The following is a 23,025-nucleotide window of genomic DNA, read 5'->3' as shown; positions in this document are numbered from 1 at the left end:
ATTTTTTCTACGCCTTTGGTGTCTTTATTAATCTTAAAAAAAGATAAGCAATCTGATTTTCGTTTTGCTGGTTTATATTTTGAGAGGGTTTAGACTGGCTTTTGAGAGTGCCTGCCCCACCACACAACAACATACTGATTGCCAATAAATTATTTACTATTTTCATGATAGTTTTTTTACTAAATTATAAAAAGAAACTTTAAGTTGAGTAAATTTTTAAATAAATTTAAGAATGCCTTATCTTTGGTGCGATGATTTCAACAGAGAAAATAATTTTAGGTATCGACCCGGGGACTGCCATTATGGGTTTTGGACTTATTTCGGTAAAAAAAGGGAAGATGGAAATGATTTCTATTCATGAACTGATTTTAAAAAAATATCCAAATCATGAAACCAAGCTTAAATATATTTTCGATAAAACGTTGGCATTGATTGACGAATTTCATCCTGATGAAGTCGCATTAGAAGCTCCATTTTTTGGTAAAAACGTACAGTCGATGCTGAAATTGGGACGTGCTCAAGGTGTTGCAATGGCCGCAAGTCTACACCGAGATATTCCTATTACAGAATATTCTCCAAAAAAAATAAAAATGGCCATCACCGGAAACGGAAACGCCAGCAAAGAGCAAGTTGCAGGAATGCTGAAAAACCTTTTAAACCTGAAAGAATTTCCTACAAAATATCTTGATGCTACTGATGGTTTGGCTGTTGCCGTCTGTCATCATTTTAATTCCGGAACGATTACTGACACGAAATCATACACAGGTTGGGAAAGTTTTTTGAAACAGAATCCTGATCGATTGAAGTGATCTTTTTGCTATAGGTATATTTTCTATTTCTGTGGTAAAAGTATGACACTAAACGATTTCTTCATCCTGCTTTATTTTAAGTAAAAAAAAGCCCTTATAAAAAGGGCTTCTTAGTTGTTAATTGTTAAGGAATTTTTTCGATCCTTGTTTATCGCCATCTGAATAATTGACGATATATGTGCCTTTTACTAATTCTTGATTGATCTGGATTTCATTTGTTTTTGAATTCCCTTTCTGAATCAGTTTTCCACTCATATCATAGATTTGATAGTCGCCAAATACAAGTTTGCTGGCTCCAAAAATCTGAAGTTTGTTGCTGGCTTTGGTATAAACAATTTTAGTTTCAGTATTATCTTTTTTAATATCAGAAGTACTTAATGTTTCCAAAATCCTAACTGCGTAGTCCTCCATTTGACCATATTGTAATTGCGAACATGCATCAAAGTCAGGGAAAGTTACTCCATTGAATGTAGCAGCATCTACCGCTATTCTCATTCTTAAGTACACATTCTTTACAGCACTTGCTGGAGGGGTGATGTTATTGGCTAGGGTAAGTCCTGAATTTGTTAAATTGGCTGATAAGTTATTTACTACCAATTCTGAGTTTTCAAAAATCCCATTGTTATTATAATCAATCCAAACTTTCGTTCTAAATTTATCAGGATGGTTAAATGCATAAGCATAAGTTACTTTCAACTCTGTTGCAGTATTTGAAGCAATGTCTGTAAAATAAGCAGGTCTTATGCAGCTTGCCGTAGCATAATTTGCATAATAAACGGGAGTTGCTTCGTCAGAATCATATCCGCTACTTATACTATTGATAGTTCCGAAAATTACTCGCGTCGGCCCCACAGCACTATTAGTTGGATTTACTATTCCAGAAGGACTACATTGTACGTTCACTACAGAAACGGGGGTAGTGACAACTGTTGCAGGATCGGTACCGGCAAGTGAATTGAGCAGATTTTTTCTATATTCCATCATCAGCAGAACAGCTCTGTTTCTCTGCCCTTCTGTAAATTTACGGTTAGAATTTGTGTAGTTCATTACATTATACTGCGTACCATCGTAATTTTGAGCTGTACATGGATCTATAGCATTATTGTTGGGAATTGCAACTCCATACATACTTCTAGATGGTGAAGTATCACAAACCCGGTCACCTTCTGTTGAGCAGTTGTTATTTACTGGACAGCTTGTTTGACTGCTTGCCGAAATTCCTTGAAAAGTATGATAAAGCCCAAAAGCATGACCCAGCTCGTGAGTAAGTGTTGTATCATTTTGATTCTTAATCGTTGCTACTTTCATAAAACTTTCATAATCGTAATCATATGAAGTTGGAAATGCAGCATAACCCATTAGCCCATAAGATAACTGCTGCTGTCCGTCAAAACCAATGACAACATAAATATTAAAGTATGAATTTTCAGGCCAATGTGGTGCAAGTTGGTTTTTAATTTGAGAATCTGTGGCTCCGGTATCAGTTACTCCATTTTGATCATAATCAGGAAGAGTACTTCCGTTATAGCGTATAATACCAGTCGTAGGCATACATGTTGGCGATCTTTTTGCCAAAACAAGTTTAAATGGCATTACATTTCCACCGGCAGGGCCAGCCCCTTCAGGATAAAAGCCATTACCATAAGTAGTGGCATACATACTGTTTGCTCTTCCAATCCAATTGATAATTTCTTGGTCAGTTACTGCTAAATTAGCATTTGCTGCATCCTGTGATTCGATTACATGTACAACAACAGGGATCTCATAAAGCTGTCCGGTATACAATGCATTCCACGAAGAAGTTGCCCCGACTTTATTTAGAAAAGCCTGTTGATTGATACCGTTGATCTTCTGCTCACCTTCTTCTCTCAATCTTTTTGATCTGGATGTCTGTCATCCAATCTTTGCATGATTTTATCAAAACCACATTCTTTATGTAAGTCCTGCGAAAATGAATTAACAAAAAACACAATCAACAAAACAGTACTGATTCTTTTCATTTTTACTTAAATTTTTAAATATTTGACCGCAAACTTACTATTTTTTTATCAATTCTTCAATTAATAAAACTTTTAATTTAACAATAAATTAACATCAAATAGTTTTTAATATTTAAACACATGGTAATCAACCATTTAAATATCAAAAAATAGATACTTGGTAAAACATATTACTGTTTGTAACATTGGTATGATTTTTAATACTAATTTTGTATAAATTTTCAATAATGAAAAACAGTCAACAAACTATAAATCAGACGAATCATCAAATTAATTGGTTTCAGAAATTTTTGATGGTCTGCTCAGGAGGAAATATTCATATTCTCAGAAAAACACCAAGCGAATGGAATAAATTTTCCGGAATTGGTGGCATTGTATTTTTTACAGCGATTTTTGCAACACTTTCTGCTGGTTACGCAATGTATACCGTATTTGATGATCTATTAATTTCCGTGGGATTTGGGATTTTGTGGGGATTGATGATTTTTAATTTAGACAGATATATTGTTTCATCTATAAAAAAAACCGGAACGTGGTGGAATCAGATTTTGATGTCGATTCCGAGATTGATTTTAGCAACATTTTTAGGAATTATTATTTCCAAACCTTTAGAACTTAAAATTTTTGAAAAGGAAGTCAACAAACAATTAAATACCATTATTCAAAGAAATAAAAAACAATTACAAGGCGAAATGAGCGGAAGAATACTTCAGCAAAGTGGGCCTTTTGATACCGAGAAAAAACAAATCTCTGATAAAATTGCTCAATACCAAAAGTCATATGATTCTGCAGCCGTTGAATTGGAAAAGGAAATTTTGGGAAAACAATCGGGATTAACAAGTGGTAAAGAAGGTTACGGGCCGAATGCAAAGCGTAAACAAGAATTAAAAGAGCAACGCAGAGTTGATCTTGAGAATTACCAAAAGCAGGCTGCTCCAAGATTAGAATATTTAGACAAAGAAATTTCAAAAGTTTATACCAGCTTGGAAACCGAAAGAAAATCAACCGAAACTATTGAAGATAAGTTCAATGGTTTTGCTGCGAGACTTCAGGCTTTGGATGAATTAGGAAAAAACTCAGCCATTATAGCAACTGCCGCTGCATTCATCATGGGACTTTTCATTTGTCTGGAAATTTCTCCGGTTTTGGTGAAGTTGATTTCCCAAGTCGGACCTTATGATTATCTATTAGAAAAAACTGAAAATGACTTTAGATTATATGCCAAAGAAAAGATTGAAAAAGGAAATGCACTAACCGATTTTCGAATTGATGATTTTAAGGATAATTTAAAAAATTAAAGTAAATACATCAACATAATGTTACCTTTCAGTTAATTTTGAAAGGTTTTTCTTTTTATGAGTAAAATAACTTTAATATTTCTTAATTTTGTTAAGAACTAAAATTAATCACCATGAAAAAATTAGCATTAGCATTAACGATGCTTGCAAGCATTGCGTTTACACCAACAGCAAAAGCTCAAGCATCAGATCCTTACATCGGGCAAATAATGTTCGGAGCCTTCCAAAACGCACCAAACGGATGGGCAGAATGTAATGGACAACTTCTTCCAATCTCTCAAAATTCAGCATTATTTGCACTTTTGGGCACCACTTATGGAGGCAACGGCCAAACAAATTTTGCCCTACCAGACATGAGAGGGCGATCAATTGTACATCCGGGAACAGGCCCAGGGCTAAGCCCGATAGTGAGCGGACAAACAGGTGGTACAGAAACCGTAACTTTGACACAGTCCCAGATGCCTCTTCACTCTCATACAGTAAATGCAGTAAGCACAGAAGGGAACCAAAATACCCCAACAAATACACTACCTGCAGATACAAAAGTACTTGATAAAGAATACTCTGACGCAAATGCAAATACAGTAATGAAAAGTACAATGATCAATCCGGCAGGAGGAAATCAACCACACGAAAACAGACCCCCATATATTGGGATCAAGTGTTATATAGCTTTACAAGGAGTTTGGCCATCATGGAATTAACAATATGAAAAGTATCTATCTTTTAGCACTGGCACTCGGAAGCTCAGCTTTTGGCCAGACAATAACTTTCAAGGGTTGTTATAATCTTTTTGAAAACCAAACCTATACTTTTACAAAAACAGGTTTAGATGCTAACAATAAAGGTATTTATATAACAACACCTGTAACCGGAGATCAGGATTGTGGGGGATTAGGAACATGTGAGTTTAAAATACAATGGAATAATACATTAACCAGATGGGAATTTTTAGCAGATTCGGGAAATGGAAACTTTGTTAACCCTTTTTTAATTTATTATAATTCGACAGGGAATAATGCAGTTTCAACTCCACCCGCAAACAATTTTGGAACATGGGTTGAAAACACGGCAGTAACTAACGGAGAATGTGGAGGAAATCTTACTGCTGCGAACTCTACAATGACAGGAAATGTTCATTCAAGCAATTTAGGAACTTCAACTTCAGAGCTTACGAGAACTAAGATTCAGATTTTCCCTAATCCGGTATCTGAAATCATTAGTATTTCTGGTATTGAAAATGCTCAAACAGTTGAAATTTATAATATGGCCGGGCAATTGGTAAGAACTGAAGATTTTGCAGAAAAATAAATGTCTCTTCTCTTAGCTCAGGAACATATGTACTTAGGATTAAAACAAAAGAATCTAAAGTTCTTGAGTTTAAATTTGTAAAAAATAAGTCCTCAATTTTACGAAAAATAAAGCTCTCAGGATATTCTGGGAGCTTTTTAAATATAAAAAAACCATACAAACTTATAAAGAATGCATGGTTTATAGTTATTTTGAATTTTTATAAAGAATAATTAGGAGCTTCCTGAGTAATAATCACATCGTGTGGATGAGATTCTTTCAATCCGCTTCCGGTAATCATAACCATTTTGGTGTCTTTTTGTAAAGCTTCAATATCTTTAGCTCCACAGTAACCCATTCCGGCTCTAAGACCTCCGGTCAATTGGAAAATCACATCTTCTAACTTCCCTTTATGAGGAACTCTACCTTCAATACCTTCCGGTACGAATTTTTAGCTTCACTCTGGAAATATCTTTCTTTACCGCCTCTCTTCATTGCAGAAAGACTTCCCATCCCTTGGTAAGCTTTGAATTTTCTTCCTTGATAAATGATTTCTTCACCCGGAGATTCATCGGTTCCTGCTAAAAGTGAGCCCACCATTACAGCTCCTGCTCCACTTGCGATTGCTTTTACGATATCACCTGAAAGTTTAACACCTCCATCGGCAATAACAGTTACATTTTTAGATTTAGCATATTCGTAAACGTTGTAAATAGCTGATAACTGAGGAACTCCAACTCCTGCAACAACTCTCGTTGTACAGATAGATCCCGGACCAACACCTACTTTAAGAACGTTTGCACCAGCTTTAATTAAATCTTTTGCACCTTCTGCGGTTACAATGTTTCCACCTACTAAATCTAAATCTGGATAAGCTTTTCTGATTTCAGAAATTCTGTCTAAAACTCCTTTTGAATGACCGTGTGCAGAATCAATAGCGATAATATCTACACCAGCTTTCACCAATGCAGCAATTCTATCCATTGTATCTTCTCCAACTCCAACTCCGGCTCCAACGATTAAACGACCGTTTTCGTCTTTGTTTGCGTTAGGATATTCTAACTGATTATCAATATCTTTAATAGTAATCAAACCAACAAGCTTATATTCTTTATCTACAATCGGAAGTTTTTCAACTCTGTTTTTAAGAAGAATTTCTTTTGCTTTTTCAAGGTTTGTGCTTTTATCAGAAGTAATCAGATGATCTTTTGTCATGATTTCTTCTACTTTCATATCAAGTTTCTCCTGATACTTCACATCTCTGTTGGTGATAATCCCAATTAAAACATTATCTGCGTCAACCACAGGAAGACCAGAGATTTTATATTTAGCCATCGTTTCTTTAGCCTGAGCCAAAGTGTGATCTTTAGAAAGCGTAACAGGATCTGAAATCATTCCGTTTTCTGAACGTTTTACACGGTTAACCTGTGCAGCCTGCTCAGCAATCGGCATATTTTTGTGAATGAAACCCAAACCACCAACTCTTGCCAAAGCAATTGCCAAATCAGCTTCTGTAACAGTATCCATCGCTGCGGAAACTATGGGAACATTAAGCGTAATTTTATCGGTAAGTCTTGATTTTAATGAAACCTGATTAGGTAAAACTTCAGAATAAGCAGGGACTAGAAGCACGTCATCGAAAGTGATGGCTGTCTCTACAATTTTGTTATGAATAGACATCTTTACTTTCTTGCAAAATTAAGGCTTTTTAGCGAGATACGAAAATCCTTTTTAATAGTTTAAATAAAACTTAACAATCAATTATATTTATTAAAAAAGTCGCAATCTAAATGACTGCGACTTTCTACAATATAAAAATAAGTTAATATGAATTCTATTTATCTGAAACATGACTGATCATCTGAGAGATATCATCCGGAGTGAAACTTCCTTTTACATCCACAAAGACCAATTCTTTATCTGAATTTACGGTGATGAGCATATTTTTGATAAATTCACCTTTCTGCTTTACTCTGATGTTGACGTTATTTCCGTCATGCTTTATAGTTGCCCAATCTTGGTAATTGTTGTTGTTTAAATAATTAGAATAATCATTCAGCATTGTTTTGTTTCCGTTTTCAACGGTCATTATTTTTATTTTCGAAACTTTTTTTACGAGATCATACACCGCTTCACTTTCACCATCTTCTTTCAATGCTCTCTTGATATAGGGCTTCGCCAAAAATAACGGAACATTAAAACTCACAAATCTTGCCCCTTGGTAATCATAATCTGCATTTGAGAAAAATTCCATATTTGGTTTTTTTGAAACCACGCAAGATTGCATGAAGGAAATTGTACAAATGGCAATAAAGATTGTTTTTAAAATTTTCATGGTTGGTGTTTTTAGTTGATTGATGAAAGACTTCCTCCGGACATTTTACTTACATCAGAATCAATCTTAGGATTCCCTTTGTATCTTACCGATCCACCTGAAGATGCTTTCACTCTCATTTTGTCTTTCACATTCACAGAAACACTGCTTCCTGATGTAGATTCTACTTCTGCATTGTTTATTCTAAGGTTATCTGCTTTTACCTCCGCTCCACTGCTTACATCAATCATTCCGATGTCTGAATTTCCTTCTAAGTTAACACTGGAACCACTTGAACATTTTACCAAAATTTTTCCTGAAGTGACACTTGCTTTCACATCAGAACCTGAGCTAGCACTAAAATCCGTTGTGTTATTTACTGTAAACTTACCGGCAACACTAGATCCTGAGGAAGCATCAATTCTAAGATTATTTTCTTTAATTGAATTCACAACCGTAAAAATAGAACCAGATGAAGTTTTAATATTATCCATTCTTGGAGAAGAAATATTGACACTTAAGTTTTTAAATTTCATCTTTTTTGCGCCTTTGTTATCGATATAGACTTTCAAAACACCGTTCTCAACTTTTGTGATGATATTATGAAGCTTATCCGAATCTGCATAAACCTTAACATTGGTTACATTTTCCTGCTTGAAAACCACATTTACGCCTGTACTCACTTCAATTCCTGAAAAATTGCCTACATTTCTGGTTTCACCATTTAAATAAGATGAGTCACTATTAGAATTAAAACTGTTTTTTACAGTCGTAGTGCTCGTAGAACTTGTTTTTGTCTCGCTGGAATTGATAATTTTATTCACATCATCCATTGAAAGTTTCCCATCAAGCATGACCAGAATATTCTCGCCGTTTCCGCTGTCTATTCTTAGCAAAATATCTTCAAGAAGTCCGTTTTTAGCTTCTGATGAAAGAAATTTAATCTTACTATCTCCATTTTTCACAGACATCATTTCGCTGTAATTCATGTTTTTCAGGTAAGAAGTAATTTCTTTATTCAGCTGATTGAGATTATTCGAAGATTTTCCGTTTTCAGGACTTTCTGTGATTAAAACTTTCAATCCGTTGATTTTGGCAAGTAAAGGTTTTATCTGATCCAATTCTGAATCTGCAATGTTAAGATTGCTGAGCATCCCAAACATGGGTTTTGCAATTTTGATGGAAGTTACTCCTTCAACTTCCTGATACTTGTCGAAAAGCTGGTCTAATTTTTCTCTCTGCCCGTACACATTGAAAAAATGTGAAAAAGCGAGTGCAAATATGATGAATATTTTTTTCATGACTTTAATTTAAATTTAGTTGACTACAAGCCGCCTGATCAGTTGCGTAATCTATATTGATTGTTCTATTAGTATTCTACGTTGTCCATTACTTTTGGCTGTGTCAATGCCTGATTCATGTTGTTGGCAACTACCTGAAATGAATATTTTGTAACATTAATGGCTTCTTCCATATTTTCGATTCTTTTACCGTTCACGATAACATAAGAATCTCTGTATCCTGTGGAATCTTTTATATTTTTAACTCCGGAATTGTTCACGTATCTCGGCTTTGTTTCTTTTTTAATTCTGCTTTTTTAGAAAGAATTTTATCTAGAACATCTACTTCCGCCAAAGAAACCTCCTGAAATATGGAATCTTTTTTCTCTCCTGAAATTGAGTCGTTGCTTAGTACTGCAACCTGAGTCTGATGCTCGTGATTTTCTTTAATAAAATCAGATTTTTGCTTTTGAATTGCGTTTTCAACCAATTGTGCCTGATTTTCTACGTCTCCATTTTGATTATCATTAAAAATCAATCCGACACTGAAAATCAAAACTACACCTGCTGCCATCCAAAACCATTTTGGGAATGAAGGTTTGCCTTTACCGATAGGAATAATTTCAGCTTCATCATTACCTTCTGCCTTTTGAAGAAAATCTTCAAAATCCCAATTCATTTTTTCATCTTTTAAGTCATTGAAGACTTCTGTATATTTATCCTGATATTGTTCGTTGCTCATAGCTCATCAGTTGTGAGATTTGTTCTTTTACTTTTTGTCTCGCCCGCATAAGATTCACTCTTACTGCATTTTCTTCCATTTCCAGCATTTCGGAAATTTCAGACACATCATACTCTTCTACATCTTTCAAATGGATGACCATTTTCTGTTTCTCAGGAAGCTGATTGATAAAACCAATGATATGCTCCTTGAGATTATTCACATCCATACTGTAGAATTCCGACCGGTGAAGCTGCAGATCTGCAAAGCCTAACTTCACGTCGTGGTGTTTCAATCTATTGAGGCATTCATTTTTTACAGATTTTAATGCGTAGGATTTTAAATTTCCAAATTTTTCAAGTTCTTCTTTTTTCTGCCAAAACTTGATCATTAAATCTTGTACCACATCTTCTGCCTCATCACTGCTCATGACAAACCTTTTCGCAAAACGATACATCTCATCTTTGAGAATGAAAACCGTGTTCTTGAAAATCTCTTGGGTCATAAGTTTGTTTCTATAAGTAAGACATCTAAAAACTGAAATATATTACATCTAAAACAAAAAACTTCAAAAAAGTTTGAAGTTTCATTATTATTTCGTTTAATATTCGTCAAAAATATGCTTTAAAATTGCCTTGTCATCGTCTGTTAAAGGCAGTTTTCTTCGTGCCATTACTTTCTCGGCGACTTCGTAGGCTTTGTCTAATTTAAATCTTTCATCATCTTTAAATCCGCCCCAAGAAAAACTTTCTATCAGATTTGGAGCAAAGCCTGCTCTGAAAATATTGGCAGCCACTCCAATGACTGTCCCTGTATTTAATTGGGTATTGATGGCAGTCTTAGAATGATCTCCCATGATTAAACCTGCAAACTGCAAACCTGTATCTTCAAAATGTTTGGTTCTGTAGCTCCAAAGTTTTACGCTTGCGTAATTGTTTTTAAGATTAGAAGAATTGGTATCTGCACCCAGATTGCACCATTCGCCAATCACAGAATTTCCAACAAAACCATCGTGACCTTTATTAGAATATCCGAAAATAATAATGTTATTCACCTCTCCACCCACTTTAGAATGCGGACCAATCGTAGTTGCGCCATAAATTTTTGCTCCTAAATTAAATTTAGAATCCTCGCACAATGCAATCGGGCCACGAAGATTACACCCTTCCATCACTTCAGCATTTTTTCCGATGTAGATTTTTCCGGTTTTAGTATTAATAGTGGAAAATTCGATTTGTGCACCTTCTTCGATGAACAAATCTTTCTTATCGCCTAAAAATCCATTAGTTGAAGATAATTCCTGAGAAACTTTTCCTTGGGTTAATAATTCAAAATCAAAATCGATGGCTTTATCATTATAAGTAAAGAGATCTGTCGGTTTTTTAAAGAAAATCAATTCTTCTTTGATGTCGGTCATTTTCTCAATCTGGTTCAGAGAAAAACCTTTCATATTGATTCTTGCAGCGATTAATTCATCTTCATAAACCAAAGCTTCACCTAGTTTCAAATCTTTTATCTGCCGAATAATTGTTTCTGTCGGTAAAAAATTGGTTACCAAAAAAAGACTTTCCACATCTTCCGGATTTTTAAATTTTCCTTGAAGATAGTTTTCGGTAAAAAAAGAAACTTCAGTGTTTTCTAAAATTTTCTGCCATCGTTCGGAGAAGGTCAGAATTCCGCATCGCATTTCTGCAACAGGACGGGTAAAAGTAAGCGGAAGAAAATCTTCCCAATATTGTGCATCTGAAAATACTAGCTGCATTGTGTTTTATGTTTAAAATTCTAAGTTTGATCTTCTCACAAAAATACAAATAAAAAAGTCTTCCAAAATTTTGGAAGACTTTAAATATTTTTAAAACAAAAAATTACTTAGAGAATTTCTTGTATTTATTCATGAACTTGTCTACTCTACCTGCAGTATCAACTAATTTAGTCTTTCCTGTGTAGAAAGGGTGAGAGCTAGAAGAGATTTCCATTTTGATCAATGGGTACTCTACACCTTCGTGCTCGATAGTGTCTTTTGTTTCAGCAGTAGATTTTCCTACAAATACCTCGTCGTTACTCATATCTTTGAAAACAACAAGTCTATAATTTTCTGGGTGAATTCCTTTTTTCATAATACAATTTTTTAAAAAAATTAAAGTTTTGCTTTCGAAATAGTAATGGTATTTCTCTGCTAAATTTTAGGTTGCAAAAATACAATATTTTTTATAATATACAAATAGTTGTACAATAATTTTTTAGAGATAAGAAAATTAAAGTATTTTCGTTAAATTTGGAATCTATATAAAACTTCATTATCAATGAAATTCAAATTACTACTGTTTTGCTCTTTCTGGATGCTTCTATTCGCAATTTCTTGTAATAAAGACGAAATTTCTTTTGACGCACCGTCTCAGGAATTGAGTTTTTCAAAAGACACTGTATTTTGTGACACCGTTTATCATCAGGTACGTTCAGAAACTTATGCTGTGAAAATATACAATAATGAAGATAAAGATGTTATGATCCCGAGAATCAACCTTGAAAAAGGTGCTGCTTCTTTATATAAAATCAATGTAGACGGAAAATCTGGTCATGACTTTACCAATGTACCTTTAAGAAAAAAAGACAGTCTGTTTATTTTTGTTGAAATTGCTCCTCAGGCAACAGGTCCGGAGGCTATTGCTGAAGACCGTATCCTTTTCAATAGCGGGACTGGTCAACAGCATGTAACATTATTTTCTGTCATTCAGGACGCTGAATTTTTTATTCAAACCCCTTCTAATCCTAATATTTTAAGCAGCAACACAACGTGGACGAACAATAAAGCTAAAATCATCTATGGTAATCTTACCGTTGATCAGGATGTTATTTTAAATATTCAGGCAGGAACGAAAGTTTATTTTCATAAAAACAGCGGAATGAAAGTTGCCAGCGGTGCAACATTAAATATGAACGGAACTCAAGCCGACCAAATTATCGTCCGTGGTGACAGAAACGACTCTTATTACGACACCATCCCAAGAAACTGGAATTCTATTAAAATGGAACCAGCTTCTATTCTGAACATGAATCACACTAGACTTTTTGGAGGAACGAAAGGTTTAGACATGAAACAGGCAAATGCCACCATAAAAAATTCGTTCATCCACACTTTCCAAGAATTTGGAATTTATGCTGTAGCTTCTACGGTGAATGCAAGTAATTTAGTTATGAATAATTGCGGAGAATCTGCAATCGGGATTTTCAAAGGTGGAAATCACACCTATACCCATGCAACAATTGCGAATTATTCTTCAACGATGGGTTCTCTTAACCGTATGGGAATTTTTGCCACCAATGAATGGAAAAACGAAAACGGACAAACCGAACAGGGAGCGTTGCAGAACTTAAACATCCTCAACAGCATCGTTTACTCAGACAGAGATGATTCAGTGAATTTTGAACAGACACCTGGACAGCAGTTTCAGTATTTGATTCAAAATTCATCGATAAAATATGCAGGTGCTAGCGGAGCAGGATTTACATTTGATAATAATCCTATGAATGTTATTCAAAGTTTTAAAAATGAAGATCCGAAATTTATCAATTACTTCGCAGCGCAAATGAATCTTCGTGTAAAAGCAGATTCACCGGCAAGAAATAAAGGTGCAGTCTCAATTGCAGCAACAGTCCCTACAGATATTGTAGGAACTACAAGAACGACAAGCCCAACTTTAGGAGCATATCAATAATGGAAATCACAAATCTGCAGCAGCAAGTCGATGAATGGATCAAAACCATTGGCGTTCGTTATTTTAATGAATTGACCAATATGGCAATGCTGACCGAAGAAGTAGGAGAAGTTGCAAGAATCATCGCAAGACGATACGGCGAACAAAGCGAAAAAGAAAGCGATAAAATCAAAGATTTGGGTGAAGAGTTGGCTGATGTATTATTTGTAACATTATGTCTTGCCAACCAAACCGGAACCAATCTGCAGGAAGCTTTCGACAAAAAATGAAAGTGAAAACTGATCGCGATAAAGATCGTCATCAGAATAATGAGAAACTTAAATAGTTATGAATGATGAGTTATTAGTTATAAATACTTGACTGATCTTTTTATATAAAGAAGAAATAATGAAGCTAGAAAAATCAAAATTAATCGGAAATAAAACCATACAAATCAGCGGTTCGAAAAGTATTTCGAATCGTTTGTTGATTTTGGAAAGTTTATTTTCAAACATAAAAATCGGGAATTTATCTAATTCTCAGGATACACAATTATTAAAAAAAGCACTTTCGGAAAACACTGAAACTGTTGACATTCATCATGCAGGAACGGCGATGCGTTTTCTGACATCCTATTATTCTATTCAGGAAGGAAAAACTACCATTCTCACCGGTTCAGGAAGAATGAAAGAACGACCGATTAAAAATCTGGTGACCGCTTTACAGAATCTCGGCGTTCAAATTGAATACTTAGAAAATGAAGGTTTTCCGCCATTGAAAATTACGGGAAGAAAAATCACTGAGAAAAAAGTGGATGTTCCGGCAAATATTTCAAGTCAGTTTATTACTTCTCTCCTACTGATTGGAGGAAGATTGGAAAACGGTCTGGAAATTAATTTGGTTGGTGAAGTTACTTCAAGGTCATACATCGAAATGACTTTGGATATTCTGACCAAATTCGGGATTAAAAATACCTTTGAAGGAAATACTATAAAAGTTGAATCATTCATCAATAATCATTCATCAATTATAAATTACGAAGTAGAAAGCGATTGGAGTTCGGCGTCGTACTTCTATTCATTCGCAGCAATTGGAAGAGAAACAATCCATCTGAAAAGTTTTTACAAAGAATCTACACAGGGAGATTCTACGATTGCAGATATTTATGAACGGTTTTTGGGGATTAAAACTATTTTCACAGAAGACGAACACAAATTGACTCTTCAACCTATTGAGAATTTCCAATTCCCGGGAAAAATTGTTTTGGATATGAATAATTGTCCGGATATTGCACAAACGCTTTGTGTGACAGCAGCAGCTTTGAAAATTCCGTTTGAAATTTCTGGATTGGGAACTTTAAAAGTAAAAGAAACCGATCGACTTTCAGCTTTACACAACGAGTTGAAAAAATTAGGAGCGGAAACGGAAATTACAGATTTAACCATACAATCTTTAGCATTTAAAGATGCGGAAGAAAATATTTCTATTAAAACATATCAGGATCACAGAATGGCAATGAGCTTTGCTCCGTTTTGTCTGATTAAAGAATTGAATATTGAGGACGAAAATGTAGTGGAAAAATCTTATCCGATGTTTTGGGAAGATTTGACACATATTTTGCTAAAATAAACTCATATGAAAAAGTACATCTTCATCTTAACGTTTTTAATTCCGGCTACATTTTGGGCGCAATATCTTCTACCAAATGAAGAAGTTGTTTATTCTTTTGAAACCAAAAACGGTAAGAAAATGTCTTTGGTAAAAGATAAAACGAATCAATACATTCAATATCGTTTTGGAACTAAAAACAAAGTTGAAATGGAATTTCCTGCCGAAAGAACGAAAGAAAGCTGGAAAAAATTTCATTATAACTCGTACATGAGAGGCGGCGGAAAAGACAATGCCGGAATGGAAATCGACAATCTTTTATTTAAAAATAATGGATATGAATATGTGATATTCAGAGCGTATCATTCTGAAGGAAACGATTACTCTGCGGGAATAATCATCAAAGACAGCAAAGGAAAAGAAAGCAGAATTTCAGGAAATTACAAAACTGTAAAAGGATGTATCTGTAATCTAGAAGAAACGGGAATGATTGAAAGAGAAGATATCGGCTTAACATTTTAAATTAGAAAAAATTGAATAAAACAATCATCATCACCGGAACTTCCTCAGGAATTGGTTTCGTGTTAGCAGAATATTTCGGGAAGAAAGGTCATAAAGTCTACGGTCTGAGCCGAAAATTTACCGAAAGCCAATATTTCAAATCAATTCCGACTGACATTACTGATAACGATGCCGTTCAAAATGCCATTGCGGAAGTTTTAAAAACAGAAACCAGAATCGATGTTCTCATCAACAATGCGGGAATGGGAATGGTAGGTTCTGTGGAAGACTCTACGAAAGAAAATATTCTTAAATTATTTAATCTGAATCTGGTTGGAGCCGTGCAAATGATGACTGCTGTAATGCCAAAAATGCGTGAAAACAAATTTGGAAAAATCATCAATGTTTCCAGTATTGGAAGCGAGATGGGATTGCCGTTTCGTGGGTTTTATTCGGCTTCAAAATCTGCTTTAGACAAAGTGACAGAAGCCATCAGATATGAAGTTTATCCTTGGAATATCGATGTTTGTTCGCTTCATTTAGGTGACATCAAAACCAATATTGCAGAAAACAGAGTCAAGACGAAAGTTTCTGAGCCTTACAAAAGCGTTTTTGATAAAGTGTATGCTTTGATGAATTCTCACGTTGGCGACGGAACTGAACCTTTGGAAGTTGCAGAATATATTGATCAACTTTTAACTAAAAAGAAGTGGAAAGCTCATTATTATTTCGGTAAATTCGGGCAGAAAATCGGAGTTCCTTTGAAATGGATTTTACCGCAGGGAACGTATGAGAATTTAATGAAGAAGTATAATAAACTGGCTTAGATTCAGTTATTAAAACAAATTTTAAATACAATTAAAATATTTTGGACCATTAAGGAGATTTAAAAAAGTTAAGTTTTATTAAGAAAAATCAATAGATTTTTTAATCAGCACAATGCTTACGGCGAAGCTCAACTTAATATTCTTAATTCTTAACAGAATCTTAATGGTTTAAATTCCGAGAAAAGTTGAAGTTATTTCTAAACATATTTTTTATCCTGTTCTGCGTTTTTACACAAGCGCAGAAGAAGCATTATTTTCTGATTGATTCTGAAACGAAAGTCAAGAAAAAGGTAAAAGATTCTGTTTCTGCCGTGAAATTTCTAGATTCTTTGGCACAGAGTAATTACTTTTTCACTGAATTAAAAGATGTCAAAATAAAAGGTGACAGCACAGAAATTATCTACGATAAAGGAAAAAACTTCAACGAAACTTTTGTTACACTTTCTGATTCTATTATCAAAAAACATAAAATCGAAAGGGATTTTTTTACTAAAAATTTAGATTCCACAAAAAAGGTCATCAACAAAAAATATATTGATGACGGTTTTGCTTTCAGCAGAATAAAATCGAAATATAAAGGTCAAAAAAACGGTTATCCGATTGTAGAGCTCGACATCAACAAAAATGATAAACGGACGATTGATGGTTTTGTAGTGAAAGGTTATTCCAGAGTTCCTAAAAGATTTATGAAAAATCTTGAAAAAGAATTTAAAGGAAAGACCTACGATGATAAAAACCTAATTTCCATTAACAAAAATTTTCAAAGTCACGCTTTCGTTAGTCTTGAACGGCCCCCGCAAACCCTTTTCACAAAAGATTCTACGCAGATTTATCTTTTTATGGAAAAGAAAAAGACCAACAGCTTCGATGGGGTCATCGGTTTTGGAAATGATAAAACAGATAAATTCACGTTAAACGGAACGCTGAATGTCAATTTCAGAAACATGTTCAACGGATTTGAAACCGTCAATCTATATTGGCAGCGAAACCCAGATAAAGGGCAAAATTTTGATCTTCAAGCAGATATCCCTTATCTTTTTAAATCGAATGTTGGTTTGAATATGAAAGTGAATATTTTCAGACAAGATTCTACTTTTGCTAATGTAAAAGCGCTTCCTGCTTTATATTATCACATGAACAGCCGAAATAAAATCGGTTTGAGAGGAACTTTTGAAAACTCTACAATCATCGACTCTCTCTACGTTCAGGGAAAAGATTACAACAAAAAGGAATCGGAATCTGGTTTGAAATGGTAGAACCTACAGACATCGATTTATTTCTTTATAAAACAAAAATCAATGCAGGATATGATTATCTGACGACAATTTACACCAAAGACAATATTACGGCTCCGCAAAATCAGTTTTACTTTTTTGGGGAACACAATTATAATATCAACGGCAATCACTTCCTCAACATCAAAGCTGAAGGTGCAATGATGGATTCTAAAGTCGATTTCTCTGCCAATGAACTCTACCGTTTTGGAGGCTGGAATTCCCTGCGGGGGTTTAATGAAAATTCTCTTGCCGCCGATTTTTATTATTACGGAAGTTTAGAATATCGATATCTAATAGGTAATCAGGCATTTTTTGATGTCTTTGGCCAATATGGGCAGCTCAATAACAAATCGCTCAATGTAAAGCCTAAATTGTACAGCGTCGGGCTTGGTTTCAATTTCTTTATTCCGATTGGCTTGATGAGTTTCCAGCTGTCGAATGGTAACGAATTTGGAAATCCCTTCAAGTTTAACGATATAAAAATTCACTGGGGAATTTTGAGCAGATTCTAAACAGAAAACTCAATGTTTTCCGATGTTATATATATTTATAAAAAAACAAAAATTCTTTTACATACCACAAATTTCATCTTTATCATTACATTAATTTTATCATTGTCTCTTATTGAAAAAATGTTTTTTTCGTAACAAAGTGTTAAAACCTAAGTAACAGTACCCATCTAAATTTGCAGTCAAATTTAGAAAATGAAAAAAACTTTAGCCACGTTTACGGTATTGTTGCTTCCACTCTACCTGAGTGCACAAGAAATCAACATTACCGGAACTGTAAAATCAGAAGAGGGAACTGCAGTTTCTGGAGTAAATATTACCGACAAAAACACGGGAACAACAGTTACATCAGATGAAAATGGAAATTTTACTATTTCAGCCAATCCGAAAGATATTTTAGAGTTTTATTCTGATCATTATTCACTTTACACTGTAGAAGTTTCTTCGAGAAGAAATTACACCATCATGCTGAAAAAAGTAAATGAAAAACAGATTGAGGGTGTTGTAATTACTGCTTTAGGAATTGAAAAAAAGAAAGAAAAATTAGGATATTCTACCCAGGAAGTTAATACTAAACAGTTTGAAACCATCACCACACCAAGTTTAGGAAACTTATTTTCAGGACAGGTTGCTGGTTTAAATGTTTCAAACCCAACAGGAATGCAGCAGAAACCTGTTTTTTCTCTTCGAGGAAATACCAACTTAGTGTATGTCATCGACGGTGTAATTGTAGAACCAGAAGTTTTTCAGAATTTAGATCCAAACAATATTTCGAATATTAACGTGCTGAAAGGAGCAACTGCTTCTGCTTTATACGGATCAAGAGGTCGGTACGGAGCTGTTTTAATCACTACAAAAAACGCTAAGAAGCAAGGGTTTTCTGTTGAGTTTTCTCAGAATACAATGGTTACTGCAGGATTTACCAATCTTCCGGAAACTCAGACTGAATACGGAAACGGTTCTCAGGGAAAATATGAATTTTGGGACGGAGCCGACGGTGGGGTAAATGACGGAGATATGATTTGGGGACCAAAATTTGTTCCCGGTTTAAAAATTGCTCAATGGAACAGCCCAATCAGAGACAAGCAAACTGGGCAGGTCATTGAATGGTATGGAACTGTTGCCGGAAGTCCTTATGATGATAAGTCAAGATATGAAAGAGTGCCTATCGACTGGAAATATCATGATAACTTAAAGACTTTCATGAAACCTGCCGTCATCAACAATAATAATTTCTCAATCAGTTACAAACACAATAAAGATTCTTACCGACTTTCAGGGAATTTCATGAATTATGATGATAGAATTCCAGAGGCTTATCTGCAGCGTTACGGAATCAACTTTGCGTCTCAAAATTATTTCGGAGAGAAATTTATTCTTGATACTAAGTTTAATTTCAACCAGACTTTCACGCCGAATGTTCCCAATTATGACTACAACCCCAGCGGTCACATGTACACGATTTTGATTTGGATGGGAGGTGATGTAGACGGAAATGCTTTAAAAAATCATCTCTGGGTTCCGGGGCAGGAAGGAAAAACACAAGCCAACTGGAACTACGCTTGGTACAATAATCCTTGGTTTGGAGCTGAAAAATATAAAAATCAAAACCGCACGAATATCATCAATGCTCAAACGAGTTTAGAATATAAAGCAACAGAAGATATTTCCATCAAAGGAAGAGCTTCAATTGTTGAAAACCACAACAAACAGGAGATTTCAAGTCCGTATTCTTATTTTAATTACAGTGCTCCAAGAAACGGAGGTTATATTTTAAATGACATCAAAACATGGAATATGAACTCAGACCTCTTGGCAACATACAAGAAAAAGATTTCAGACAATTTTGATTTCAGTGTGAATACAGGAGCCTCTACTTTTTACTATAAAAATGATATTGGTAATGCTTCAACAGACGGATTAAATATTCCCGAAGAATATACCTTAGAAAATTCTACAGGTGCTGTAAAATATTATAATTATCTAAAAGAAAAACTTATCTACTCTACTTACGGAACGATAGATATTGGTTTGTACAACGCATTTTTCATCAACGTTTCGGGAAGAAATGACTGGTCTTCAACTTTACCGAAAGCCAACAGATCCTATTTCTATCCGTCTGCTTCATTGAGTACAATTGTTTCTAATTTGGTTAAAATGCCTGAAGCGATTAATCTGTTAAAGATTTCAGCTTCATGGGCAAAAGTAGCGTATGACTTTCAGCCTTATGCTATTAGAAATTACTATTTAAATAACAACGGAGTTAGTTTTAACGGAAATCCTACGTTCTATTATCCGACGACTTTGAATTATGAAAATTCACTAAAACCTGAACAGACCAAATCTTACGAAATCGGTTTAACGGCTGGTATGTTTAATAATAGAGTGACTTTAGACGCAACGTATTTCCGAACTTTAGATTATGACAATATCCTTCAGTTCCCAAGTACACCTTCTTCAGGATTTACTTCCCAGAACGTGAACGGAAACGAATATACAACCAAAGGTCTGGAAATATCCTTAGGCTTAGTTCCCGTTAAAACTACCAATTTCACCTGGAGGTCATTAATCAACTGGAGTACCTATGAGAAAACATTAACGGAAATCTACGCCGGAATGCCAAACTATAACAACATCAAGTTGGGCGAAAGAATGGACACCTACTACGATGTAACATGGCAAAAATCTCCGGATGGAAAAGTAATTTTGAACGCTACAACCGGAATGCCGACAAGAGCAACCACACCAACTAATCTCGGACATTTCAACCCAGACTGGACTTTTGGATTTAACAACACCTTTAAATACAAAAAATTAAGCTTAAACATCGGAATCGACGGTAGCATCGGCGGTGTGATGAGATCTCAGGTTGTAGAAAAAATGTGGTGGGGTGGTAAACACCCAAACTCTACCGCATACAGAGATATTGAATATGCAAATCCGGGAACGTATTATTTTGTTCCGGACGGTGTAAATTACAATGCTTCTACAGGAGCTTATACACCTCATACAACACCTATCAGTTTCCAAAGTTGGGCGCAGAATTATCCTTATCAGGCTAGAGTTACAGAAGATGAAAGCGAATTGTTTGCGAATGTTTTCGATAGAACTTTTGTAAAACTGCGATCAGTAGTTTTAGAATATGATTTCTCTCACTTATTAAACCCGAATGGTTTTGTAAAGAGCTTTACCGCAAATATTTCAGGATATAATTTAGCCATGTGGAAAAAATCTAAAAATCTTTACTCAGACCCTGATTTCCAGATTGGAAGTCAGACTTCAGGTTCAGGAAACGATATTCAGGATCCTTCGAGCAGATGGTTCGGGGTCGGATTTAATCTTAAATTTTAATGAAAAACAAATGAAAAACAATATCTTCAAAATAGTAGTTTTAGCCGTTGGATTATTTTCACTTTCATCGTGCGAAACCGATTTGGATAAAATCAACGAAAACCCAAATGATCAGGCTAATATCGACCCGAAATATCTTTTAACATACGTTTCAAAATCTGCATTTGCCGTTCAGGGAGATCCGATGTATGCTTCCAGAATGCTGATTGGTACCGATGGTGAAAATATTTACCAATACATGAAATGGAATGATGCTTCATTTGGTACGTACAGCACAGATTTGCTGAACACGATGAAAATGATGCAGGAAGCCGAAAGAATTAACAATAAAAATTATCAGGCAATTGGTAAGTTTTACAGAGCTTTCCATTTCTATAATTTAAGTTTAAAATTCGGAAGCATTCCTTATTCTGAGGCGATAAAAGGAGAATCGGGAATTACACAGCCAAAATATGACAGTCAGGAAACGGTAATGGCCGGAGTTTTAAATGAACTGAAACAAGCCAATGATTTAATTAATTCTTCAGATGCGATTGCCGGGGACATCATTTTCAACGGTGACGCTACAAAATGGAAAAAATTGATTAACTCTTTCCGATTGAAAGTTTTAATGACTTTATCTAAAAAAACAACCATTGGCGGAATTAACATTGCCACTGAATTTGCTTCAATTGCAGGAAGCCAAAGTTTAATGACTTCCATTCAGGATAATGGTGAACTGAAATTTGCAGATGCTGCAGACAGCCGATACACAACTTTTAACAGTAGTGGTTATGGTTCTAGTTTGTATATGGCGAATTACTTTATCAACATGTTCAAAGACAGACAAGATCCAAGAATTTTTACGTTTGCAGAACAGACGACCTCGGCTAAAGAAAATGGTTTGGCAATTACCAACTTTAACGGTTACAACGGAGGCAATCCTACTTCACCTTACGCTGATAATGCCGCATTGATTATCGCTAAAAACATCTCAAAAGTCAACGAAAGATTTTATAAAGATGCTACCAATGAACCTTCATCTATTCTTTCTTATGCTGAACTTGAATTTATTTTGGCCGAAGCCACAGCAAGAGGCTGGATTTCAGGATCTGCAAAAATGCATTACGATAACGCAATCAAAGCAAGTTTTCAGTTTTACCAGACATATGTAAAAAATTCGAATCAGTATTTTGCAGGATTTAATGTTGATAATTATTTGGCGAGCTCATTAGTGCTTTATAATAATTCAGCTCCGCTTCAGAATCAGCTTGAAAAAATTATTACACAAAAATACATGACCATGTTCCATCAAGGGCAATGGACATCTTATCAGGATTACTTGAGAACTGGTTACCCAAATCTGCCTTTGCAAACAGGCGTTACCGCACCTTCAAGATTCAGATATCCACAGGTGGAATACAATTATAATAATATCAATCTGCAAGCAGCATTGACTGCACAGTACAACGGACAGGATAATATTACTTTAAAACCTTGGTGGTTGCAGTAACAGAAAGCTAACAATTTTGTAATTTTCAATTTAAGAAACCGTAAGCTGATGAT

22 protein-coding genes and 2 pseudogenes are annotated in these 23,025 nt (G+C 34.9%); 13 read left to right on the top strand and 11 right to left on the bottom strand.

Annotated elements, in window-relative coordinates; genetic code table 11:
- Positions 1-7 precede the first annotated feature (7 nt).
- Complete coding sequence (locus EAG08_RS21390; RefSeq protein WP_164998574.1) at positions 8-166, bottom strand: hypothetical protein; 159 nt, start codon at positions 164-166, stop codon at positions 8-10.
- A gap of 88 nt (positions 167-254) precedes the next feature.
- Between EAG08_RS21390 and ruvC the strand changes: the two genes are divergently transcribed.
- Positions 255-809, top strand: coding sequence for a crossover junction endodeoxyribonuclease RuvC (gene ruvC, locus EAG08_RS13255; protein WP_185145194.1), 555 nt, complete (start codon positions 255-257; stop codon positions 807-809).
- A gap of 117 nt (positions 810-926) precedes the next feature.
- Here the strand turns inward: ruvC and EAG08_RS13250 are convergent, their stop codons facing one another.
- Together EAG08_RS13250 and EAG08_RS22710 are read right to left on the bottom strand one after the other, a co-directional pair.
- Complete coding sequence (locus EAG08_RS13250) at positions 927-2,681, bottom strand: zinc-dependent metalloprotease (RefSeq protein WP_228446570.1); 1,755 nt, start codon at positions 2,679-2,681, stop codon at positions 927-929.
- A complete protein-coding gene (locus EAG08_RS22710) occupies positions 2,678-2,809 on the bottom strand; it encodes a hypothetical protein (protein ID WP_262696738.1) in 132 nt (43 codons plus the stop codon). The genes EAG08_RS13250 and EAG08_RS22710 overlap by 4 nt, the downstream gene beginning before the upstream one ends.
- A 227-nt stretch (positions 2,810-3,036) precedes the next feature.
- On the opposite strand from EAG08_RS22710, the gene EAG08_RS13245 reads away from it, so the two are divergent.
- From EAG08_RS13245 to EAG08_RS13235, 3 genes are all read left to right on the top strand, one after another.
- Positions 3,037-4,107, top strand: coding sequence for a DUF4407 domain-containing protein (locus tag EAG08_RS13245; RefSeq protein WP_129535852.1), 1,071 nt, complete (start codon positions 3,037-3,039; stop codon positions 4,105-4,107).
- Positions 4,108-4,220: 113 nt separating this feature from the next.
- Entirely contained in the window at positions 4,221-4,811 is a 591-nt protein-coding gene (locus tag EAG08_RS13240) for a phage tail protein (RefSeq protein WP_129535851.1), read from the top strand.
- Positions 4,812-4,815: 4 nt separating this feature from the next.
- Positions 4,816-5,418: a T9SS type A sorting domain-containing protein gene (locus EAG08_RS13235; protein WP_228446569.1), complete on the top strand. Its 603-nt coding sequence runs from the start codon at positions 4,816-4,818 to the stop codon at positions 5,416-5,418.
- A gap of 199 nt (positions 5,419-5,617) precedes the next feature.
- On the opposite strand, the pseudogene guaB reads toward EAG08_RS13235, so the two are convergent.
- From guaB to EAG08_RS13195, 8 genes and pseudogenes are all read right to left on the bottom strand, one after another.
- Positions 5,618-7,077, bottom strand: a pseudogene (gene guaB / locus EAG08_RS13230) (IMP dehydrogenase).
- A 154-nt stretch (positions 7,078-7,231) separates the two neighbouring features.
- On the bottom strand, positions 7,232-7,732 hold the full coding sequence (locus tag EAG08_RS13225) for a DUF4252 domain-containing protein (RefSeq protein ID WP_129535850.1): 501 nt from the start codon (positions 7,730-7,732) through the stop codon (positions 7,232-7,234).
- A gap of 11 nt (positions 7,733-7,743) precedes the next feature.
- A complete protein-coding gene (locus EAG08_RS13220; RefSeq protein WP_129535849.1) occupies positions 7,744-9,012 on the bottom strand; it encodes a DUF4252 domain-containing protein in 1,269 nt (422 codons plus the stop codon).
- A 68-nt stretch (positions 9,013-9,080) separates the two neighbouring features.
- The gene (locus tag EAG08_RS13215) at positions 9,081-9,272 is read right to left on the bottom strand and encodes a hypothetical protein (protein WP_129535848.1); all 192 of its coding nucleotides are present in this window, start codon (positions 9,270-9,272) and stop codon (positions 9,081-9,083) included.
- On the bottom strand, positions 9,269-9,733 hold the full coding sequence (locus EAG08_RS13210; RefSeq protein ID WP_129535847.1) for a hypothetical protein: 465 nt from the start codon (positions 9,731-9,733) through the stop codon (positions 9,269-9,271). Before EAG08_RS13210 ends, EAG08_RS13215 begins: the two co-directional genes overlap by 4 nt.
- Positions 9,708-10,217, bottom strand: coding sequence for an RNA polymerase sigma factor (locus tag EAG08_RS13205; protein WP_129535846.1), 510 nt, complete (start codon positions 10,215-10,217; stop codon positions 9,708-9,710). The genes EAG08_RS13210 and EAG08_RS13205 overlap by 26 nt, the downstream gene beginning before the upstream one ends.
- 96 nt (positions 10,218-10,313) lie before the next feature.
- A complete protein-coding gene (locus EAG08_RS13200; protein ID WP_129535845.1) occupies positions 10,314-11,474 on the bottom strand; it encodes a GlmU family protein in 1,161 nt (386 codons plus the stop codon).
- A gap of 103 nt (positions 11,475-11,577) precedes the next feature.
- Complete coding sequence (locus tag EAG08_RS13195; RefSeq protein WP_129535844.1) at positions 11,578-11,829, bottom strand: type B 50S ribosomal protein L31; 252 nt, start codon at positions 11,827-11,829, stop codon at positions 11,578-11,580.
- A gap of 186 nt (positions 11,830-12,015) precedes the next feature.
- Between EAG08_RS13195 and EAG08_RS13190 the strand changes: the two genes are divergently transcribed.
- The 9 genes and pseudogenes from EAG08_RS13190 to EAG08_RS13155 all read left to right on the top strand — a co-directional run bounded on the left by EAG08_RS13190 (position 12,016) and on the right by EAG08_RS13155 (position 22,972).
- Positions 12,016-13,428 (top strand): hypothetical protein, encoded by a 1,413-nt coding sequence (locus EAG08_RS13190; protein ID WP_129535843.1) that lies wholly within the window; start codon positions 12,016-12,018, stop codon positions 13,426-13,428.
- Positions 13,428-13,753: pseudogene (locus tag EAG08_RS13185) on the top strand (nucleotide pyrophosphohydrolase). The gene EAG08_RS13190 and the pseudogene EAG08_RS13185 overlap by 1 nt, the downstream one beginning before the upstream one ends.
- A gap of 62 nt (positions 13,754-13,815) precedes the next feature.
- Positions 13,816-15,036, top strand: coding sequence for a 3-phosphoshikimate 1-carboxyvinyltransferase (locus EAG08_RS13180; RefSeq protein ID WP_129535842.1), 1,221 nt, complete (start codon positions 13,816-13,818; stop codon positions 15,034-15,036).
- A 6-nt stretch (positions 15,037-15,042) separates the two neighbouring features.
- Entirely contained in the window at positions 15,043-15,537 is a 495-nt protein-coding gene (locus EAG08_RS13175; protein WP_129535841.1) for a hypothetical protein, read from the top strand.
- Between the two features lie 11 nt (positions 15,538-15,548).
- Positions 15,549-16,343: an SDR family oxidoreductase gene (locus tag EAG08_RS13170; protein WP_129535840.1), complete on the top strand. Its 795-nt coding sequence runs from the start codon at positions 15,549-15,551 to the stop codon at positions 16,341-16,343.
- Between the two features lie 185 nt (positions 16,344-16,528).
- Positions 16,529-17,599, top strand: a complete 1,071-nt coding sequence (locus tag EAG08_RS13165) for a hypothetical protein (protein ID WP_228446568.1) — start codon at positions 16,529-16,531, stop codon at positions 17,597-17,599.
- Positions 17,593-18,132 carry a BamA/TamA family outer membrane protein gene (locus EAG08_RS22190; RefSeq protein WP_228446567.1) on the top strand — a complete coding sequence of 180 codons (540 nt, stop codon included), beginning with the start codon at positions 17,593-17,595 and terminating at the stop codon, positions 18,130-18,132. The genes EAG08_RS13165 and EAG08_RS22190 overlap by 7 nt, the downstream gene beginning before the upstream one ends.
- A gap of 192 nt (positions 18,133-18,324) precedes the next feature.
- Positions 18,325-21,480 carry a SusC/RagA family TonB-linked outer membrane protein gene (locus EAG08_RS13160; RefSeq protein ID WP_129535839.1) on the top strand — a complete coding sequence of 1,052 codons (3,156 nt, stop codon included), beginning with the start codon at positions 18,325-18,327 and terminating at the stop codon, positions 21,478-21,480.
- 10 nt (positions 21,481-21,490) lie between these two features.
- The gene (locus EAG08_RS13155; RefSeq protein ID WP_129535838.1) at positions 21,491-22,972 is read left to right on the top strand and encodes a SusD/RagB family nutrient-binding outer membrane lipoprotein; all 1,482 of its coding nucleotides are present in this window, start codon (positions 21,491-21,493) and stop codon (positions 22,970-22,972) included.
- The last annotated feature ends 53 nt before the right edge of the window (positions 22,973-23,025 follow it).

This window comes from Chryseobacterium sp. 3008163 (genome assembly GCF_003669035.1).
Taxonomy (GTDB): domain Bacteria; phylum Bacteroidota; class Bacteroidia; order Flavobacteriales; family Weeksellaceae; genus Chryseobacterium.
Note: the sequence above shows the minus strand (reverse complement) of the source record. Positions and strands in the feature narration are given on the sequence as shown.

Coding starts and splice junctions, on each gene's coding strand:
- EAG08_RS13180 (WP_129535842.1), top strand. CDS start 13,816: ATGAAGCTAGAAAAATCAAAATTAATCGGAAATAAAACCATACAAATC.
- EAG08_RS13220 (WP_129535849.1), bottom strand. CDS start 9,012: ATGAAAAAAATATTCATCATATTTGCACTCGCTTTTTCACATTTTTTC.
- EAG08_RS13240 (WP_129535851.1), top strand. CDS start 4,221: ATGAAAAAATTAGCATTAGCATTAACGATGCTTGCAAGCATTGCGTTT.
- EAG08_RS22710 (WP_262696738.1), bottom strand. CDS start 2,809: ATGAAAAGAATCAGTACTGTTTTGTTGATTGTGTTTTTTGTTAATTCA.
- EAG08_RS13225 (WP_129535850.1), bottom strand. CDS start 7,732: ATGAAAATTTTAAAAACAATCTTTATTGCCATTTGTACAATTTCCTTC.
- EAG08_RS13210 (WP_129535847.1), bottom strand. CDS start 9,733: ATGAGCAACGAACAATATCAGGATAAATATACAGAAGTCTTCAATGAC.
- EAG08_RS13190 (WP_129535843.1), top strand. CDS start 12,016: ATGAAATTCAAATTACTACTGTTTTGCTCTTTCTGGATGCTTCTATTC.
- EAG08_RS21390 (WP_164998574.1), bottom strand. CDS start 166: ATGAAAATAGTAAATAATTTATTGGCAATCAGTATGTTGTTGTGTGGT.
- EAG08_RS13205 (WP_129535846.1), bottom strand. CDS start 10,217: ATGACCCAAGAGATTTTCAAGAACACGGTTTTCATTCTCAAAGATGAG.
- EAG08_RS13155 (WP_129535838.1), top strand. CDS start 21,491: ATGAAAAACAATATCTTCAAAATAGTAGTTTTAGCCGTTGGATTATTT.
- EAG08_RS13195 (WP_129535844.1), bottom strand. CDS start 11,829: ATGAAAAAAGGAATTCACCCAGAAAATTATAGACTTGTTGTTTTCAAA.
- EAG08_RS22190 (WP_228446567.1), top strand. CDS start 17,593: ATGGTAGAACCTACAGACATCGATTTATTTCTTTATAAAACAAAAATC.
- EAG08_RS13175 (WP_129535841.1), top strand. CDS start 15,043: ATGAAAAAGTACATCTTCATCTTAACGTTTTTAATTCCGGCTACATTT.
- EAG08_RS13200 (WP_129535845.1), bottom strand. CDS start 11,474: ATGCAGCTAGTATTTTCAGATGCACAATATTGGGAAGATTTTCTTCCG.
- EAG08_RS13235 (WP_228446569.1), top strand. CDS start 4,816: ATGAAAAGTATCTATCTTTTAGCACTGGCACTCGGAAGCTCAGCTTTT.
- EAG08_RS13160 (WP_129535839.1), top strand. CDS start 18,325: ATGAAAAAAACTTTAGCCACGTTTACGGTATTGTTGCTTCCACTCTAC.
- EAG08_RS13245 (WP_129535852.1), top strand. CDS start 3,037: ATGAAAAACAGTCAACAAACTATAAATCAGACGAATCATCAAATTAAT.